Source organism: Paenibacillus sp. MER 99-2 (assembly GCF_023714095.1).
Lineage (GTDB): Bacteria > Bacillota > Bacilli > Paenibacillales > Paenibacillaceae > Paenibacillus.
Map to the genome: position 1 here is coordinate 216,242 of NZ_JAMAUZ010000001.1, position 18,562 is coordinate 234,803.

Sequence of the window (18,562 nt, forward strand, 5' to 3'; positions counted from 1 at the left end):
GTTCTGATTCTATTATTCTTATTTCTCATTGTGAGACGTAGAAAACGGTGGAAGGGAATGAATATATTCCTGATTATAGAGGTATAAGTAAGGAGCACTTATGCAAGTGCTCCTTATTTTTGTTTCGTATTTTTATTTTGTATCACTTGAAACGGCTGACCATTCTATTTTCTGAATATGATGAGCCTGTTTTTTTATGATAAGCAAGATTGATATTGTATAGCTTAATTAAAAGAATGAAGATAAGTTTTTAGTTTATTCCAACCGTCATCTTCATCATTGGAAGCTATTCGGAATTGCTGAAAGTCTGCATAACCACAAAGCTTATCTTTTTTTAGATCATTGTCTATTGTTTTAGCATTCCGTCTATGATAGAAACCATCGTATTCTATGGAGCATAAAGGCTGAAGAGATTCTTTCTCGTAGATTACAAAATCCATATGACTAGTAAAATAGTAAGATTTTAATTCGTTATCTAATCCAATTTGAATAGAGAGTACGTCTTTAATAGGAACTTTGGGAAATACAATGAAGGGCATACCTTCAAGAAGTATCAGTAATTTATTATAAATCATACGTTCTCCCACATGCATTAGAGTCTTTCGACTTTCTTGACGTATGAGCTGATTGAATTTGATGGATAACATGATGGCAGGGCGATGGAAACTACTAGCTTCTATTGTATATATATATTTACTTAATTTGGTTAGATATCCACTGCTATTATCTATCTCAGCTAGGTTACCAACAAGGATAAAATAGTCAAGAGCTCTAGTTAGTGCAACATTAATTAAACGATAACTATTTTGAACAAAATTAATCTGAAAAGCAGTTGAACCACTAGAGATAACAGCACTGAAAATGATAGCTTGGCATTCTCCACCTTGAAACGTATGTACAGTTCCAACCTTAATGTTTGGGTTACGTTTAAACAGCTGTATTAATTTCCTTTTTTGTGCGCCAAATGGTGTAACAATACCAATATCGTTGATGCCATTGTGTTCCAATTTTTCAACAATGGACTTGATTTCTTTTAATTCATAATCGTTGGAAGTTCCACTGGCTCTTCCGAATACATTCGTTGAAAAGATCCCTCTATGATAAGGTTTCCGGTCAGGTTCTTGACGCATTGTGAACAAACGATTGCGATAGAAATGTTGATTACTAAAAGATACAATAGAAGGAATACAACGATAATGATAGTTAAGCAAATGTTGCCCATGTTCATTCTGTTCACAAGCATGGACTGCTCTTTGAAAAGCTGATACGTTGTGAAAGCAATAGGGTGAGTAATCAATTCCTTTCGCATGAATATCAAACAATGATTTACTGTGTTCACTTTGTAATGTAACAATATGATTTAACTGTTGGATATCACCCAAAAAACAGGCTCTTCTTGAAACTTGTAATAGAGAAAAAACGCTTGCGATAGAGCATTGAGATGATTCATCTATAATAGCTAGGTCTATGGATGACCCAGACGGAATACAGCGCCGAGCTGATAAACTGCTTACAAGTAAAACAGGAAATAACTTTAAAAAGGAAGGGAAGGCAAAAGAAGTTCTTTTAATTTCCCCTTTTTGATTTAGTTCATTTATAAGTTCGATAATATTGTGCATTTCTTTTGGATTACGGAGAATAGGTTCTGCTTTTCTAAGCCACTTAGTGCGAACAATCGCAAGATCTATAACGTTTTTTTTCTGATATAACTTATCTATGTTAACTGACTGTTCTATTTGCTGTTTCTGTACCTGTAGAAGCTGATCCTGATATTGCTTCAATCTTTGTTCTAGATTAATGACTTTAATAATCTCTTCGCATTGAGCGAGTGAATTTGTTGGCATGGTTGTATCGACATATTCCCACAATTGAGAAGCAGCAATTGAATGCAAATATTTTTGAATACGTCTCCTCATATAGAATTTGAGCTTACTAGCAATGTAAGCACGAAATTTGCGGAAAACATCATTTCCATATAAATGTAATGGTTCATCTACAATTTCACGCAATCTGTTTTCCATGTGCTTATGAGGAATATCAAGGGCTTCAAAACTATACTTCATAGTCGTAAGGTGGTTTAAACGCAATCGATTGTTTAGGATATCTATTAAATCTTTAAGCTGCTTAATAGAGCTTTTTAGATCGACTATCTTTTGTTCTTGTAGTTCAAGTTGATTAATCTGATCCATTAATAACTTACTCTTATGTAAATAATAATTATAAGTTTCATCTGATAACAAGCCACTTATTTCTTGTTTCATACGTTCAATTGCTGTCTTGATTTCTAAAGTCTGTTTTTTATTATGATTTTTACTTCCTAGTCGTACAAAACCAAAAAAGGAGTTTGAAATCCCTTTACTTATTAATTTCTCTGAAATATTATCAACTGCCTGATTGTTCGTACTAGCTACCATACAAGTCTCTAGTTGATCAACTTGATTAGCCAACAAGTTTACTATGGTTTGTGTCTTTCCAGTTCCAGGAGGTCCCTTAATTATACTAATGGTCTGCTGAAGATCAGCTAATGCGACGTTTTGAGGATAATTACTGGGCACAATATGTAGCTGTGTTCTCTGAGGTTCTGAAGCAGATAAGGAATAGCTATGGGTAAGAAAGCTGCTGAGTACAGAACTTGGCTGGTTCTTATCTGTCAAAATATCTTCAATCTCTTTTGAAATCAAATAATTAGTTCCAGTGGTGTTATTTGCAAGTAAAATTACATGATTTGAAATAATATTTTGCGAATTGTATTCAGATAAATTTATAAGTTTCTCAAAATTCTGCTGATTACTTAGGAAGGTCCTGGGTGAAATAGCGAATTGTTCCTGTAATTCATGCAACGATTCCTTTGACTTTTTATCTGTAAATGACTTGAATATTTCTTGATGGAACCCAACATAATCTGCCTTGAATAAGTCACGATTTGATAAGAAGCTTGGATTACTCCACAAACATAAAGGTATATATATAGGTTTATTCCCTTGAATTGTTCTTAAAAGTGGATAACCAAACAAAATAGTTTCCTTCGAGGTTAAATTAGTACTTAGTTTTTCATAATGTTTAGCAATCCCTTCTGGATCATTAGGGTAGACCTGAGAATGTACAAGATCTTCATCTTTAAGTTGTACAGAGTAATAGCTTTCCAATTTTATACAATCTAGATAATAATGAAGTAGCTGTTTTATTAGCAAGAGATCCTCCCATAAATCTTTTATTATGAAGCCGTATTAAAGCTATTTACATGGACAGAAGAAAGACCCGTAGGTTGTCTAAGGGTCCCCTTTGAATTATGGATAATCAAATCCTCCTTCGTTAATATTACATTTACGAAGGCGCTTAATTCCTAGCGAAAGGCCTTTGATGGCTCCGTATTTCTCAATAGCTTAAATCATATATACAGAACAGCTTGGTTCAAAACGACATTTGTTTCTTACTTTAATAGGAGCCAGACGTTGAAAAATTTTAATAGTCCATATCAGAATTGATCTAGTACGTAATAAAATTATGATCAGCATGCTTACTATAAAAACAATCTGAGCATTCAGCAAAGCATAGCTTGGGATGAGTTGATTAAAGAAGTAGAAGAAAATTATAGAGATAATTAGGCCTGAGAATGTAGAAAGTATAACGTTAATCCAAGAATTTAACCAATCAATTTCTGGAATAACATGAGTCCTTTTGTAGAAATTGCTTCGTGGATCGTTCTCATCATGATGTGTATGTAAGAGTTTTATAAGTTCTTCTTGTGATGGTCGGTTATTATAGACTATTTCCTCAGATTCTGATTGTCTCATTTTTATTATCTATTACTAATCTCTCTGTAGAAAATCAGCATATAATGATGCGTTGTAATGGGTTGTTGAAGACAACCGGGTTTCTCAGTGACAGCCAGTGACTCATTGATTGATAAATCCATCCAGATTGTACTTTGTAATTGATGATATCAGAAAATAAATTAACAGCGGATTGAGTATCGCCTCGACTTACTTGAACGTTTTTGGGATCAGGAACAACTTTGTATTCTCTCATTTGAATTATCCTTTCATATAGTTATTTCAATGGCATTCCATTATTTTACTATAGGTGTAGTAGACTGTCGATTGGAATTTGTTGGGTAGTTATTCTTGATTTAAGTTGATCACGTTGAAAGTAGTGGTTTCCAGAAAATTCAATTTCTATTTGATAATAATCTCCATATTATCTGTTTTAATTCTTGAGATAAGTCTTGTTAATTTAGATCAGCAGCTAATACAAGTTCCTTCTTGTCGTTGTTAGATCTTGCCTTTAATCCTAAATAGATAATCACAATCTTACTCGCAATATTTTTTATATTGGCATCCATTAGCCTTACTAAGGAAAACTTTGAGAGCCTTATTCAATCTCTTTTCTAACCTCGTCATTCTTCTTTTCACTTTCGTGAACGAATCTTCAATAGTAAATTCGAAGGAGCAAAGCATAATATAATATATATTACTTGGCGATGTATTAAATTTTGTGGTTATCTATTCTATACCTAGAGATTGTTGCTGTTTTAACAAGTTGCAAAGATTAATTAATAGTAACTTAAAGATAAATTGAAAGAGAATAAAAATCTAAACATAAGAGAGGGAAATGGAGTTTTATGGTCGAATCATATAAAGCAACAAATTATCTTTAACTTTAGTTTTATGAAATGAGGGGAATAAAATGAAGATTAATAAGATTATAATTTATGGCTTCAAAAATCCTGAAAGAAAATTTGAATTGGAATTTTCAAGAGAAAATATTTCAGTAGTATATGGTAACAATGGTAGTGGGAAATCTACTCTTCTAAGATTAGTACATGCAATTCTTTCAAAGGATGAAAAGATTTTACTCAGTGAGAAAGTGAAGAATGTTGTAATATACTACACACCGACACACTCAGATGAAGATAAAGTGATAATATATTTGGAAAAGAATTACTTTGATAATGGAGAGATGGACAAAGAAAGAAGATATTATAATTGGGATGCTTATGATCAGACTGAACTGTCTGGAAGCACATCAATCTTATTCGGAGTGAATCGAGGAGCCCCAAGTAGGTTTTCCCTAGAGGAGCATGAAGTTTTCAGATTTATAGCTAGGAATTATAATGATATGTTTACAACAAGTCTTATGGCTACAGATTTTGCTCGGAAATTTGTTAGTTATTTTAAAGATCAAAGCTTTTCAAATAGAAGAAAATATGCATTTGATCGAAAAAATTTAACGTTTGATAATAAAAATTTACTGGTTGATAACATTGACATAGACACTATTCAAGAGCTTATTTTTCGCAGATATGCCTTGGCGAAAAAAATTTCTTCTGAAAGAGTTCAAAAAGCACTTTTTGATACTCTCTCATTTGCGATAAATCCAGAGAGTAGGGACAGTGATGATTACAATTATTATGAGGATCATAATACTTTTATAGAGGAGCTCTATAGTAATAAAGATAAACTCCTTGAAGCTTTGATGAATGCCGCTGAGAATGGATTAAGAAATGAACTTATAGGGATACTGAGTAATAATGATCCAGAAAATATAATTAAATATAGCTCTAAAAATACGCTACTGTCTAACCTGTTAATACGAATGATAAAAGAGTTGAAAAAAGAAGATGCAGTTCTTGAATCTATAAGCACTTTACAGGAAATTTTCAATAGTCATTTATCAGATAACAAAAAAATTGTTATCAATAACGATGAGGTTTATATAAATCTTGGAAAAGATAGACACAGTTTAAATGAACTATCTAGTGGAGAAAGACACCTTCTTACTTTTTTGACAATGTTTCTTATCGTTGGAACGGATAAGAATTTTTTAATGATTGATGAACCAGAACTTTCACTTAATATAAAATGGCAAAGAGAGCTTCTTCCATTATTGAGTAAACTTGCACCAAATTCTCAAATTATTGTCGCATCTCATAGTCCGTCAATATCCAAAAGTAACACAAGTTATTTAGTAAGATTAAAGTGAGAGGAATATTAAATTATGAAACATGATTTTGAAGAATTAATTACTGAGGCTATTATGTCAGAGACCCCTGTCATTGTTGTAGAAGGAAGAAATGATATTCAAATATATAATTACCTAGTAAATCAGAGTGAGAAAAATTGTTGGGTCGAGGCTGTTGAGAATATTGAAGGTTACACAGAAGGTTCGGGAGGAGTGATAGATTTTATAACTGATGTTCAAGGAAAGCTAGAAGAGCGCGAGGAAAACAAAAAGTATATACTCGGAATTGTAGATAGAGATGCAAGATACTACAGAGGGGAAATACCAAATTTAGAAAGTTTATTGATACTTGAGTATTACTCAATTGAGAGCCATTTTGTATCTACGAATAATTTGAGAAAAACAATCTGTCATCTAACGGATGCTCATGAAAGGTTGTTAGATCATAGAACGATATCGTATATTGAGTCCAAATTACATAACAATGAATTTGATAATCTATACTATATTGCTCTTGATGCTTTAAAAGTTGCTTGTGACGAACAATATATTGGGATAGTAAGCTATGGCTTAGAGGCGGGTAATATTTTTAGCAAAGAGAGAGGTAAGGATATAATAAGAGAGATTTTTAAAAGAAAATCACAATTGGAAGCTTTTGCTGAAGAACATGAGATTACAATAGGTGATTTAAGAAAGATCGCCAAAGGGAAGTGGATATTATATGTTTACACAAATTTTCTTACACATCTTATAAAAGAACTACATATAGCTTGTGATAATGATTTAATAAACAAATGCAATTTCTGTAAAACTAAAGTTTTAAATAAATGCCTATGGAAGACAAAAAACAATTATCAAATTGGGCATGTACATGGTGTGGTTTCAAGTATAGTTGATGGTGAATTTGATTATATATGCAATAGAATTAAATTACTTGCATAAGGATTAGTTTATTTGTCTAATGGAGTCACTTGTAACTGAAAAAAAAATTCCGTTAATTAGTATTGTTATAGGGTAAGATTTGAATAAATTCACCTCTATAACAATACCTGTTCTTTTCTTGTTTTTTAACTGATGTAATATGTGAAGAGGTAGCAGTCCATTTACAATGATTGGTTGTCCTACTTCAAACTTAATTGTCATAAATCCCCCTCAGAAATAGTAATATTATTGTGTTTTTTATTATTTACTTTGTAATTGTACTTATACATTCATTTAATAATTTTGATTTTTATGTGATGTAAAAATAAAATAATCTTTTCCTGACGTAAAACAATGTTAATTTGTGGCGGTGAATGAGTGAGTATTCTGCTCATGCTTGATTGAAGTTGATATGACAACGGCTTAATCTGTTCTAAATATTCATAGGGAAGGTCGCTTTTTGAGTTGTTGTGCGGTGAAGAATTCTTATAATAATATATTCATAAACCTTTCGAGTATTCTTAATGATTTATAAAGAGTTATATTATGAAAAGTGAAAAAGTAACGAAGAGCTTTTATACGTTTTTACGTACCGCATTGCGCTTCTCAAAATGTTAATCTCTCCTTAAACAAAGGAGTGGTAACATGACAAGTACCAACAGCGAGGATCTTGCTTCACAGTACGCTCAATTCGTCCAAATAGAAGACGAATACGTCGATCAACTGGTTACCTGCAACAAGCTGATCTTGGACGCGATGGATATCATCGCGAAGCGTGCAAAAGTCTTGCATATGGACACAGGCGGCATATCACCTTCACAACATGGAACAGGATCTAAACCGAAAGTTATTTGAAGTCATACTGAAGAAAAGCATCTTGGCAAACCACATGAGCCAGTCTACATAGCCACAATTATAATGAGGGACAGTATAGATCATCTTAGTATGATATTGAGCTGTCCTTTCTCTTTTCCACCAAAACCGTTTTCGTTTCCAAATAAAGCATTGACTTTCTTCTTTAATCCACCTACACTGTCAATTATTAAAACACTTTTAAAAACAATGTTTGAACATTTTAGAATCATGTGAAATGAAGGAAGGGAGGCGCACATCTAACGATGTTACCAACATCACACAACACCCAACAGGTGAAGCGGATTAACGTTGAACTCGTGAAGAATACGCTCAGAACGATCGGTGTGGGTACGAAGGCTTCCATCGCGAATTTAACGAAACTTAGCGTGGCGACATGCGGCACGATCCTGAATGAGTTGCTTCAGACCGGTGAGATTGTGGATCTGGGTCCGGATGAATCTAGCGGGGGAAGACCCGCAAGTCGATATCAATTTAATGCAGATTATGCGAGTGTGCTGTGCCTCATTATTCGAACAGATGGTGGCATCCATTCGATTACACATACGGTTTCGAATCTGAACGGAGAGTGGTCGGATGAGCAGACGCTCATGCTGGACGAGATCAATGTGACGGTAGTTGAGGATTTGATTGCCAAGCTTATCGAACAGCATCACAACGTACAGGCAATTGGTATTGGTATACCTGGTGTGGCACATAACGGTGTTATTGGTCTCTGTGATGTTCCGGAGCTAATGTTCCAACCGCTGGGGCAGAGACTCAAGGAGCAATATGAGGATGTGGAAGTGGTCATTGGCAACGACATGAACCTGACGGTGTACGGGCTATATAACCAACAACAATTTGAAGAAGAGAAGAATTTTGCGGTCGTGACGTTTCCAGAGAATCATTTTCCGGGTGCAGGTTTTATCATTGACGGTCGTCCACTGACGGGGAACACAGACTTTGGGGGTGAGGTGTCCTTCCTGCCTTTTGGTGTGTCCCGAGAAGAACAGTTGCGCATGTTGAAAACAACCGATGGGGTGAAGGAATTGGTGGTTCGCACGTTAGTTTCCATTATTGCGATCATCAACCCTGCCACGATTGTGGTCACAGGAGATACGATGAACCCGGCGATGCTGGATGATCTCACACAGGGGTGTCTGGATCACTTGATTCCGCAGGAGCACATGCCGGAGCTGATCATCCAGCAAGATACGCGCCGCGCATATGTTACAGGGCTGGTGGCTGTGACGCTTGAGAGCTTAACCTACCGCATTCAGGTCATCGAGAAGCAGTGGTAGGTACTACTTTTATATGAGTTAAGCAAAGCTTTTACACGGCAGCGGAGAGTGCAGGAGCAATCTGAAGGGCACGTTTATCACCGGATTTTCCCCTTTAGGAGGGGATCAGCAAAATCTGGGGATAACAGTGACCGGAAGATGGTACTGCAATCGCAGTGGTGAAGTGTAATCATTTTTTTCTGAACTTACAGGAGGAACTTATTTTGAGTCAGCAAGTAGATACCCAAGGGAACAAGAGAAAGTTCAACAAGCTATATGCCATGCAACTGGCAACGATCTTTCTGGGCTTTATCGTATTTGGTATATCGGAAAATATTAAGGGGCCAGCCATTCCGCGCATTCAATTCGACTTCAATCTCGATGAGAAACAGCTCGGAACGTTGTTGTCCCTGAACGCACTAGGGTATCTGATCGCCTGTTCGTTCACGGCTATACTGGTTCGCAAATGGGGCATCAAGGCGGTAAGCATTATTTCATTTGCCTCCATGATTCTGTCTGGTGTGTTCATTTATATGTCGCATAACTACCCACTCTTTGCCTCATCGTACTTCTTCATGTACATCGGAAACGGGATGCTCGAAATCGCACTAGCGATTCTGGGTGCACGGATTTTTGTGAAAAACACAGGTACGATGATGAACTTATCTCATTTCTTCTATGGATTGAGTTCAACGGTTGCTCCGTTGCTCGCAACAGGAGTGATGTCCCTGAAGGTGTTTGGACACGAACTGGATTGGCGCGGCATGTACCTGGTGATGCTATCGCTCTGTCTATTGCCGATCATTGCGGCACTGCGTAGCAAGTTTCCAGGGGATGATCTTGCTCACGAAGATCGGACTTCTCTCAAGACATTAACGCGTGATCCAGCGATCTGGCTGATGGTGATGATTCTTTCTTTTGGCGTAGTATCTGAACTTGCGGTTGGAGGTTGGCTCGTTAACTTCCTGGAGAAAGCCTATACCTGGGACACCGTGAAAGCTTCTGGATTGTTATCTGCGTTCTTCCTTGCTTTCTCGCTGGGACGTTTGTTGCTTGGACCACTGACAGACCGGATCGGATTCGTATTGTCCCTGATTGTGTTCTCGGCGTTCTCGGCAATATGTACGTTTGCGGCTATCTTGGGCGGAGAGCGTCTGGCTGTACTGTTCGCTGTATCTGGCGCAGGTATTGCGATGATCTATCCAACCGTTATGGCGTTTATCGCCAAGCGTTATCCGAATGGCAGTGATACCGCGATAACCTTCACTGTCACCCTAATGGGGGTTGGTAGTGTTATTGGTAACTATGTAATCGGCTGGGTCATTGAAGGCGTGAAGCAAATGTATGGTGCGACAACGCAGCTCGGTCTACTGCGCGGACTTCAGGCAGGCTATGGATTTATTGGACTGTGTGCAGTCATCTGTGCGGTGTCTGGCATCGTGTTGTACGTGTATTTGAAAAGAAGACAGGAACTCATCTGACCACAGAAATATGGCATCTTAATAGGCAAATGAATTTGATCCAAACACTGACGAACTTTTCTCCTTAGGGAGATAAACGTCAGTGTTTTTTTATTAAGGGAGTGATGTGACCGCCCTAGAAAATTTCTTGTAGTAACGTAACGGAATAGAAGGCATTCGGAGTTACAGCGAGTTTTTTTAAAGTTATCGAATATTAAGCTTATTCTTTCAATAGTGTAGGAAGTAGTCATAATATTCAACTGAAATCATTTATATAATATTAAAGATTATATAATCATTGATTTTAACAAAGTTAAAGTTTATTATAATAATATTAAAGTAAATAAGTGTTAAGGAGGTACTCTTATGACGATCAAAAGTGTCCCTGAATGGATGATTAATCTCGATGAAGAGGATGTTACATTTATCAAAAAGTTCATTCTTCAATCCGGATCGTTGAAACAAATCGCCTCCATTTATCAAGTTACATACCCGACAGTTCGTCTCAGACTCGACCGATTAATTCAGAAGATCCAGATCACGGAAAGGGAAGATCAAGATCCGTTCATCTCTCTCGTTAAAAGACTGGCCATCAACGATAAGATTGATTTTGAAACAGCCAAGCTGCTTGTCAACGAATACCACAATTCGAAGGATAAAGGAGAGAGGTAATGATGACGGTTACTTTAATAACAATAATTATTGTCCCCTTGCTCATGTTGGTGGGAGCTTTAGCATTATTTTTCGTCATTAGATATTTTATTAAATATAACGCCCAATTGAATAAGAGAAAGAGCCCACAACAAGAAGAGTTGGATCGAATGAAAATTGAGGATCTGAAGTAAAGCCAAACGCATAATCATAAACGACTTCATGTTGAAATCCATGTCTGACTTTAGAGATGGGTTTCTTTTTGATGTTTTGTACAAATGAGTGTAACTTTTCATAGGCAAGTACCATCTAGTATATATACGGTTTGAAGGTAGGGGGCGAATGGTGTGAAAAACAAACCATTTGTATTCGGTGTGTTGATCATCGTTCTAATCGCAGGCATCAGTTACATTATTGCAGATCAGACGATAGAGAACACAGAAACCATAAGTAGCAGTGATCATCATATCTTTGCAGACTATGAAGAACTGGCGGAACATGCTGACCTGATCGTTGAGGTGACGACAACTGACGAGTCTACCCAGGTGATTGAGGATAGGAGCGGAAGAGGTCATACAGTGACTCGTGTAGCGGTGAATCAAGTTTTTGCGAATTCAACTCAGCGGGAGCTTCACGATCAACTTGATATTCTGGAGCCTACGTATGTCATGCGCAATAGAGGGCTATATACGGGTGTGACTCGTTATAACTATGGTCACTATACCCCCATGTACGCGGATCATCGGTATGTCTTGTTCCTGTCTTGGGATGAACAACGGCAAGGCTATTGGGTGCGTTCGTTAGAGCAGGGTAAGTTCAATGTAGATCATAGAGATACAGAAGAGCAGGCGACCAGAGCCAACAATCCGCAGCTACAAGCACTGAAGACAGATGTATTACAACATTTAGCTTATCTAGACTAAAATCTGAAAAATGGCTTACTAATGACTAAGAAGTGGGGTGAAGGTACGAGAATACTCAAGAGTGGTCTAATTGTTGTGGCTATTATAATTATGGCGTCCGTAACGTGGTACAGCTCATATCAGAAGGACATGCGTGAACTGGAAGAAAGGCTACGAACCCATTTAATTGTTGATCAAGGCGTGGATGAGAAGCGTATTGTAAGTATTGAAGCACGGCGTAGCAAGATGCCGATGTATCCTGTTGTGGTGCAATTCAATGATACTCCCCAAGAATACATCTATGTGTTTCAAACTGATCAGTGGATACAGCTGACGCCTGAACTCTGACAGCACAAGCTCCCAGTGCGTAGTGATGACGGCGATCAGTCGAACCAACGGAATGCACGGAGGAGCTGAGACCACCCGCGTAAACTTCAATGGTTTAATATTATCCATACTTCTCTCCCAAAAAAACAACAAAAAGAAGCCTGACCACTGAATGTCAGGCTCTTTCTAATTTCTTTAATGACTCATCTTAACGGGTCCTTATGCTGATTAACAAGAGCTACGAACAAGATAAACAATACCACACGTTTAATCTATAGTCTCAGGTCACCCGGATGATAATGCCGAGTATCTTTCTCTTGCTTGAGGTAACGCTTAATTGGTTGATGCAGCAGTAGTACAAGTAACATGAAGAAGTGCAATACAACCAGGAAATTCTGTAGGAAGACCACTCCGAAGAAGAGTGTCATGCTCATGAAGGTGATCGTCAGCTTATATCGTCTCTTCGAAATATACACGATGGTCAGGATTGGCGGCCCTACGATGAGTATGATACGAAGCAGGATATTAGCGTATAAGGCAATTAAGTCGAACATAGGTAATGCCGCGTAAGCAGCCCTATACTGGAATAGCTCCATAAGCACAGCCACCATCGAGATGACGATGTAGATAGATTGCACCCCTAGTAAAGCGCGAATTACATTAAGTAGTGTTGGCATTTTGGCATTCAATACGTTTCTCTCCCTAATCAATATGTAGTTCTCTAATTATACGGTGAGGATGTCATATTTTGTATTAACCCAAAGTCTATATTTTCCAATCGGGCAAATAGAGGCATATGTCCTAAAATAGGTTTGTGGAAGATTCATAATGCACTACATAAGCATGCAAATGCCAAAATACGCGCAATAACGAAATGTAAAATTTATCATCACTACTACCATTGTAAATACGTCTATTAATCAGTATCTCTCCTGAACTTACATCCAGTAATTTCTCAAATAAAAGACGTACTGATTAACCAAGTGTGGATAATCAATACGCCTAATATGAGAAAGCTTTAGTTAGATTAAACATAACATTGCATCATACTTATTTAGAAGGTATTTCACCTTCATCTATGAATTCATAATTTTCAGTATACGTACCTTTGGCGAGTACTTTTAAGAATGTGCCTTGCTCTAGTCTGGTACTGGTGCTGAACACCACTCGTTTCGTCTCACCACTTTCGGTCACACCCTGCTCCTTATATTTATATCTACCATCATCATCTACAGGTTGCTCTTGAACCTCAACATATACATATTGCTGTTCAATCCATGGATTGAAACGATCGAAAGGCTCCCGTGCGAAGAGATATAGACCAGAGATGATAACGACCCCAATGAGACATGATATGAAGATCCTTTTTTTCATTACTTTCTTCCTTTCTATAGCTTTATAGCGAATTCGTGACGATGCTTTTGTAATATCGAATGGTAACGACGGTGAACGTCAAATAGATGAGAATATACGCTGCCATACTCATGAGGATCGGGGTAAGCATGCTTGCAGCGATGAGAATAGAACCTACGTTAAGGGCAAAAGCTGCATGTGTTAACCCAATACCTAACGGAATTAGATAAACAAAGAGCTGTTTACGGATAATACCTTTCATCATATCGTCGATTTGAAATCCGAGTTGTCGCAGTGTCCGATAATGATTCTTTTCTTGTTCCGCCTCTGTCATTTGTTTGAAGTACAGAATGCTTCCTGTGGACAGGATAAATACCAAGCCTAGAAATCCGGCAATGAAAATAAGGAGTCCGAAGGTTTGACGTGATCCCTCGTACGCAGAATAGAAGTCTGTGAGATACAAGTCACTGTCCATATCGGCTAGAAAGATGTCCGAGGCCGTAGCGGATTGCTCCGTATCTACGATATTGAAGACATCAAAGGTCACTAATTCTTTGTATTCATCCTCCTGAATGCTGTCTTTCATTCTGTTGAACGTATCCTCAGAAACAAGTAATTGATCGCCATAGAAAATGTAATTCATCACGTTCTGTAGCCTGTGTTTGGAGACGGTTAGTAGATTAGTTTCATTATTGGATGCGTACTGTACTTGTTTTGGAGATGAAATCTCCATTCCTTCGATCCTGGCTCGTGAACTATGATAGATGGCTTCATCATCTTGGGGATGCTCCTGATCTACGCCCCCCTGTGCCATCTGCTTTGCGGAAAAAAGCAAAAACGGTCTGTTACGATGACTTGGTTCTGAGTGCTGATTCTCATCTACCCACGAGCCATGGAATCGAATGGCATCGACTTGATATTGATTGAAATCTACCTGAGCCTCTGCTAATTTACTTGTGATCTCAGCAGCTTCTTCAGACATATTTTCCATTGCAAAATCAAAGGGCATCGACAACCTTACATCCTTTTCGGTTGAATAATAAAAGGAGTAGGAAAGTGAGATCATCGTAATGGTCATAGCAGACAATATCGTGATTAAGGTTAATGAATTGGCATGACCTTTCATTCTGTGCATTAAGGATGCCACGGAGAGGCTGTTAACCAAGCCGAGATTTCCATTTTTCCTTTTTCGATATACATATAATATGCAGCTTATGGTCGTATGGAAGACTAGATAAGTTCCAAGGATCGTGCTGGCAAGCACGATTAACATGAGAAAAATGAGAGCATCCGCATTGGTTGCAATAAAGGTGGACACATAATAACCCAAGCCGATTAGACTTAATCCAGCGAAACCCATTATGCCTGAAACGATGCTTGGACGTTGGACATAAGTATCCTTTTGATGACTGGCTTGAAATAGTTGGAGTAACGTACTGCGATACACCGTCCATGTGATCTGTAACGATGTGACAGCAATCAAGCAGGTAAACACCACAATGGTTTGAAGGAGTGCCTGACTGGAGAAGGTTAAGCCAAACTGGGCTTCGATTCCCAACACATTCATGAACAATAGGAGAAAGAGTCGTGAGAGCAAGGTTCCGACGATCATTCCGATCAGTAAAGCGCCTAGACCAAGAATCATGTGTTCCAAGATCAGTACACGAGCGACCCAAGCCTTGGACAAGCCAATTAACTGATACAGTCCGATCTCTTGGCTGCGTCGCCGCATAAAGATATTCGTTGCATACATCGTAAACACAATCGTAATTAGAATGAGTAATATGCCTGCGATTTGAAAGGCTGTGGAGAAGTTCACGCTGGCTTGAAACATGTCAACAGCGGTTTGATCATTTTGCAGAGTCGAAAAAATAAAGTACAGGCTTATGCTGAAAATCATCGCGAAAAAGTAGAGGTAATACATTTTGATGTTTTTCCGCATGCTGCGAATCACTAATTTTTGAGTGTTCATTTGGGGGTGCCTCCTCCAAGAACGGCCTGCATATCCAGAATGTCCTTAAAGAAGGCTTCTCTTGTTTTCTCGCCCCGGTATAATTCAGCGAATATTTTACCGTCCTTTAGAAACACCACACGGCTGCAATAGCTGGAAGCCAGCGGATCATGAGTAACCATGACAATGGTGACCTGTCTTGACTCGTTGATCTCATGTAAATTCTCTAATAGGTTAGAGGCTGCTTTGGAATCCAGCGCACCGGTAGGCTCATCTGCAAATACAAGCGAGGGCGAATGAATTAACGCTCGTGCCGCAGAGGTACGTTGTTTCTGGCCGCCTGAAATTTCAGAAGGATACTGATCAGCTAATTCCCGGATACCCAAAATGTCCGCAATCGCATTAAACGCGTTTTCAGCTTCCACTTTACTTATCTTGGTTAAAGACACAGGCAGTAATATATTTTCCTTTACCGTTAACGTATCCAGCAGGTTGTAGTCCTGAAAGATAAAGCCCAAATGTTGACGACGAATATCTGAAAGCTGTCTATCCTTCATTTTGGAAATCTCGTGCTCTTGTATAAAAATCTTCCCATCGGTCGCTCGGTCAATTGTCGCTAACGTATTGAGAAGAGTGGTTTTGCCTGAGCCTGAAGGTCCCATAATGCCGACAAACTCACCCTCGGTCACGCGAAGATCAATTCCTTTTAGTACCTGTTGGGCATTTCCTTTTGAACCGTAAGACTTACTTACGCCTTCAGCGTTTAAGACGGTTTTTGGTACCTTGTGATGTGTCATTTCATACACTCCAATCGAGTTGTTCTACATACAGTGTAGTTCTTTTCAGCCTCTGGGTCGTAAGCTTTGGATGATAAAATTGGATTGAATGTGATATTTCTGTCACTTTGCCGACTACACGAGCCAATGAAAAAGCAGTCAGGTTATATAAACGTCCTGACTGCTTCAATATTGCCGTGTTTATAGTAATGATCGTCTGAGCTGATCAAACGGATTGCCATTCGTGAATATCATCGAAATCGAGGTTCCTTCGCAAATAGTAGAATCAACTTCAAGTCGAACATGCAATTTCTTGCTTATTTCTCTGGCAAGATACAGTCCCATTCCCGTAGCGGAGTGCTGTACTCTCCCATTTTCGCCCGTAAAGCCTTTATCGAATATACGAGGCAGGTCATGTGGTTGAATTCCAGGCCCTTCATCTTGAATGGTTACAATCACGGAATCATGTTCATGAAGTTCAATGTGGATGAATAGTTTCCCATCGGTTGGGCTGTATTTAATCGCATTGGTCAAAAGCTGTCTGATTACAAACCCGCACCACTTTTTATCGGTGTACACAGTAATCGCGGAGCTCGCTGTCAGATCAATGGATATATTTTTCTCCATACACCAGGTGGATAACTCTCGAATCTCTTCTCTTAGCAGATCTTTCACGTCCAGCTGCTCTGGAAGTAAATCGGAGTCCAAGTTAGCTAACCGCGAAATGTAGAGCTGTCGATCAATTAATAAGTGCATTCGCAGCCAGGACGCGTTTAACCGTTGAGCCAGCTCATTCGAACGATGTGCATCCATCGTTATTTTCATCGCAGTAAGGGGCGTTTTCATCTCATGAACCCATGAGGCAAGATCCGTATGTTCCATGAGCTGGTGGGACTGTTCCTCACGACGCTGGCTTTGATGATGTTGATGAATGTTTTGCAATAGCGTGTATACGATACGATCTGGAAAATAGTTATGAGGTTCGGGGATGTCTTGGAACCAGTCCTCTTCGATCGGATTAGAAAGGGCAAGCAGCGATTTATAATAGGCGATTTCCTTTTTATATCTCCAGATCAAGAAGCCTACAAAGATAATTAGAAACAACGAATTCAAATAGATGAGAGAATGAGGCTCTACACGAATGCCGGCATCCAATTGGATCAAAGCATTGGTAAGAAGCAGCAGTAGTCCAATCAAGAGAATCCAACTTTTTTTATACTTGAGATAAGCGATAAACAATGGGAACCTCCTAAAGGGTAATGGCCATATATCCCAGACCTTTTTTGGTCACAATCCCATCGGCTAAATGAAGATAGGAGAGCTTTTGACGCAATCTTGTGATGTTAGCTGTAAGTGTATTGTCATTGATGAATTGATCATCATCCCAGAGCATCTTCATCAGTTCATGACGTGAGATGATCTTATTGTTCGATTTAACCAAGACCGATAAAATAAAAAATTCATTTTTGGTCAGATCAATGGTTTCCCCATCCTTATAAATTCCACCATTTCTTAGATCAATAATCGCTTGATTCCACTCGATAACATCGGAGGAAGCCTCTTCATATGTATAGGTTCGACGAAGAATAGCCTGTACCTTGGCAATCAATACATCCATATTAAAAGGTTTAGGCACATAATCGTCCGCCCCTAAGTTCATCGCCATTACCATGTCCATCGGATGATCTCTTGAGGAGAGAAAGATAATAGGAACTTTGGACACGGCACGTATTTCCCTACACCAATGGAAGCCGTCAAACTTAGGAAGTTGTATATCAATAATCACTAGGTGAGGGCGACGCTCTACAAAGGAATCCATCACATATGCGAAATCGGTTGGGCTACTAACCTCATATGACCACTGACCTAACCCTTCTCGAAGTGCTTCCAGGAGAAGAGGATCATCTTCAATAATAAAAATATTCATATTCAGTCATTGTCCTCCTTCTACAAGTGTGTATGTATTTATTCTGCATTGCAATTAGAAAAACTGCATAAACGCTACCAAAACAACCTCGCTGAATCGTTGGTATGGTAAATACCGATTCTACTAAAGGTAAGCCCTCTTTTCAATTTATACCCTCAAATTTTGGATGAAAAAGGTAGTTGAAAAATAATTTAAATT

At 38.3% G+C, this 18,562-nt stretch carries 16 protein-coding genes and 1 pseudogene; 9 read left to right on the plus strand and 8 right to left on the minus strand.

The annotated features are described in order from the left end of the window. Window positions 1–224: 224 nt before the first annotated feature. Both M3636_RS00970 and yidD read right to left on the minus strand, forming a co-directional pair. Window positions 225–3,191 carry an AAA domain-containing protein gene (locus M3636_RS00970; protein WP_251381006.1) on the minus strand — a complete coding sequence of 989 codons (2,967 nt, stop codon included), beginning with the start codon at window positions 3,189–3,191 and terminating at the stop codon, window positions 225–227. 96 nt (window positions 3,192–3,287) lie between these two features. Then, window positions 3,288–3,794, minus strand: a pseudogene (gene yidD, locus M3636_RS29680) (membrane protein insertion efficiency factor YidD). 892 nt (window positions 3,795–4,686) lie between these two features. Between yidD and M3636_RS00980 the strand changes: the two are divergent. The 9 genes from M3636_RS00980 to M3636_RS01020 all read left to right on the plus strand — a co-directional run bounded on the left by M3636_RS00980 (window position 4,687) and on the right by M3636_RS01020 (window position 12,378). Next, window positions 4,687–5,982, plus strand: coding sequence for an AAA family ATPase (locus M3636_RS00980; protein WP_251381007.1), 1,296 nt, complete (start codon window positions 4,687–4,689; stop codon window positions 5,980–5,982). A gap of 15 nt (window positions 5,983–5,997) precedes the next feature. Further along, window positions 5,998–6,903, plus strand: a complete 906-nt coding sequence (locus M3636_RS00985) for a DUF4435 domain-containing protein (protein WP_251381008.1) — start codon at window positions 5,998–6,000, stop codon at window positions 6,901–6,903. A gap of 624 nt (window positions 6,904–7,527) precedes the next feature. Beyond that, window positions 7,528–7,737 carry a hypothetical protein gene (locus M3636_RS00990; RefSeq protein ID WP_251381009.1) on the plus strand — a complete coding sequence of 70 codons (210 nt, stop codon included), beginning with the start codon at window positions 7,528–7,530 and terminating at the stop codon, window positions 7,735–7,737. Between the two features lie 263 nt (window positions 7,738–8,000). Beyond that, window positions 8,001–9,038 (plus strand): ROK family protein, encoded by a 1,038-nt coding sequence (locus tag M3636_RS00995; protein ID WP_251381010.1) that lies wholly within the window; start codon window positions 8,001–8,003, stop codon window positions 9,036–9,038. 260 nt (window positions 9,039–9,298) lie between these two features. Continuing rightward, complete coding sequence (locus M3636_RS01000) at window positions 9,299–10,498, plus strand: MFS transporter (RefSeq protein WP_251382467.1); 1,200 nt, start codon at window positions 9,299–9,301, stop codon at window positions 10,496–10,498. Between the two features lie 345 nt (window positions 10,499–10,843). Next, window positions 10,844–11,149, plus strand: a complete 306-nt coding sequence (locus M3636_RS01005; RefSeq protein WP_128103138.1) for a DUF2089 family protein — start codon at window positions 10,844–10,846, stop codon at window positions 11,147–11,149. Next, complete coding sequence (locus M3636_RS01010; RefSeq protein ID WP_251381011.1) at window positions 11,149–11,322, plus strand: hypothetical protein; 174 nt, start codon at window positions 11,149–11,151, stop codon at window positions 11,320–11,322. Before M3636_RS01005 ends, M3636_RS01010 begins: the two co-directional genes overlap by 1 nt. 153 nt (window positions 11,323–11,475) lie before the next feature. Beyond that, complete coding sequence (locus M3636_RS01015) at window positions 11,476–12,051, plus strand: hypothetical protein (RefSeq protein WP_251381012.1); 576 nt, start codon at window positions 11,476–11,478, stop codon at window positions 12,049–12,051. A gap of 21 nt (window positions 12,052–12,072) precedes the next feature. Continuing rightward, entirely contained in the window at window positions 12,073–12,378 is a 306-nt protein-coding gene (locus tag M3636_RS01020; protein ID WP_251381013.1) for a hypothetical protein, read from the plus strand. Between the two features lie 251 nt (window positions 12,379–12,629). Here the strand turns inward: M3636_RS01020 and M3636_RS01025 are convergent, their stop codons facing one another. The 6 genes from M3636_RS01025 to M3636_RS01050 form a co-directional block, all read right to left on the minus strand. After that, a complete protein-coding gene (locus M3636_RS01025; RefSeq protein ID WP_251381014.1) occupies window positions 12,630–13,046 on the minus strand; it encodes a hypothetical protein in 417 nt (138 codons plus the stop codon). Window positions 13,047–13,407: 361 nt separating this feature from the next. Next, the gene (locus M3636_RS01030; RefSeq protein WP_251381015.1) at window positions 13,408–13,731 is read right to left on the minus strand and encodes a YxeA family protein; all 324 of its coding nucleotides are present in this window, start codon (window positions 13,729–13,731) and stop codon (window positions 13,408–13,410) included. A gap of 22 nt (window positions 13,732–13,753) precedes the next feature. Further along, on the minus strand, window positions 13,754–15,682 hold the full coding sequence (locus tag M3636_RS01035; protein ID WP_251381016.1) for an FtsX-like permease family protein: 1,929 nt from the start codon (window positions 15,680–15,682) through the stop codon (window positions 13,754–13,756). Continuing rightward, window positions 15,679–16,458: an ABC transporter ATP-binding protein gene (locus M3636_RS01040; RefSeq protein WP_251381017.1), complete on the minus strand. Its 780-nt coding sequence runs from the start codon at window positions 16,456–16,458 to the stop codon at window positions 15,679–15,681. Before M3636_RS01040 ends, M3636_RS01035 begins: the two co-directional genes overlap by 4 nt. A gap of 180 nt (window positions 16,459–16,638) precedes the next feature. Beyond that, window positions 16,639–17,676 carry a sensor histidine kinase gene (locus M3636_RS01045; RefSeq protein WP_251381018.1) on the minus strand — a complete coding sequence of 346 codons (1,038 nt, stop codon included), beginning with the start codon at window positions 17,674–17,676 and terminating at the stop codon, window positions 16,639–16,641. Window positions 17,677–17,686: 10 nt separating this feature from the next. Continuing rightward, window positions 17,687–18,364 carry a response regulator transcription factor gene (locus tag M3636_RS01050; RefSeq protein WP_164848769.1) on the minus strand — a complete coding sequence of 226 codons (678 nt, stop codon included), beginning with the start codon at window positions 18,362–18,364 and terminating at the stop codon, window positions 17,687–17,689. Window positions 18,365–18,562: the final 198 nt, after the last annotated feature.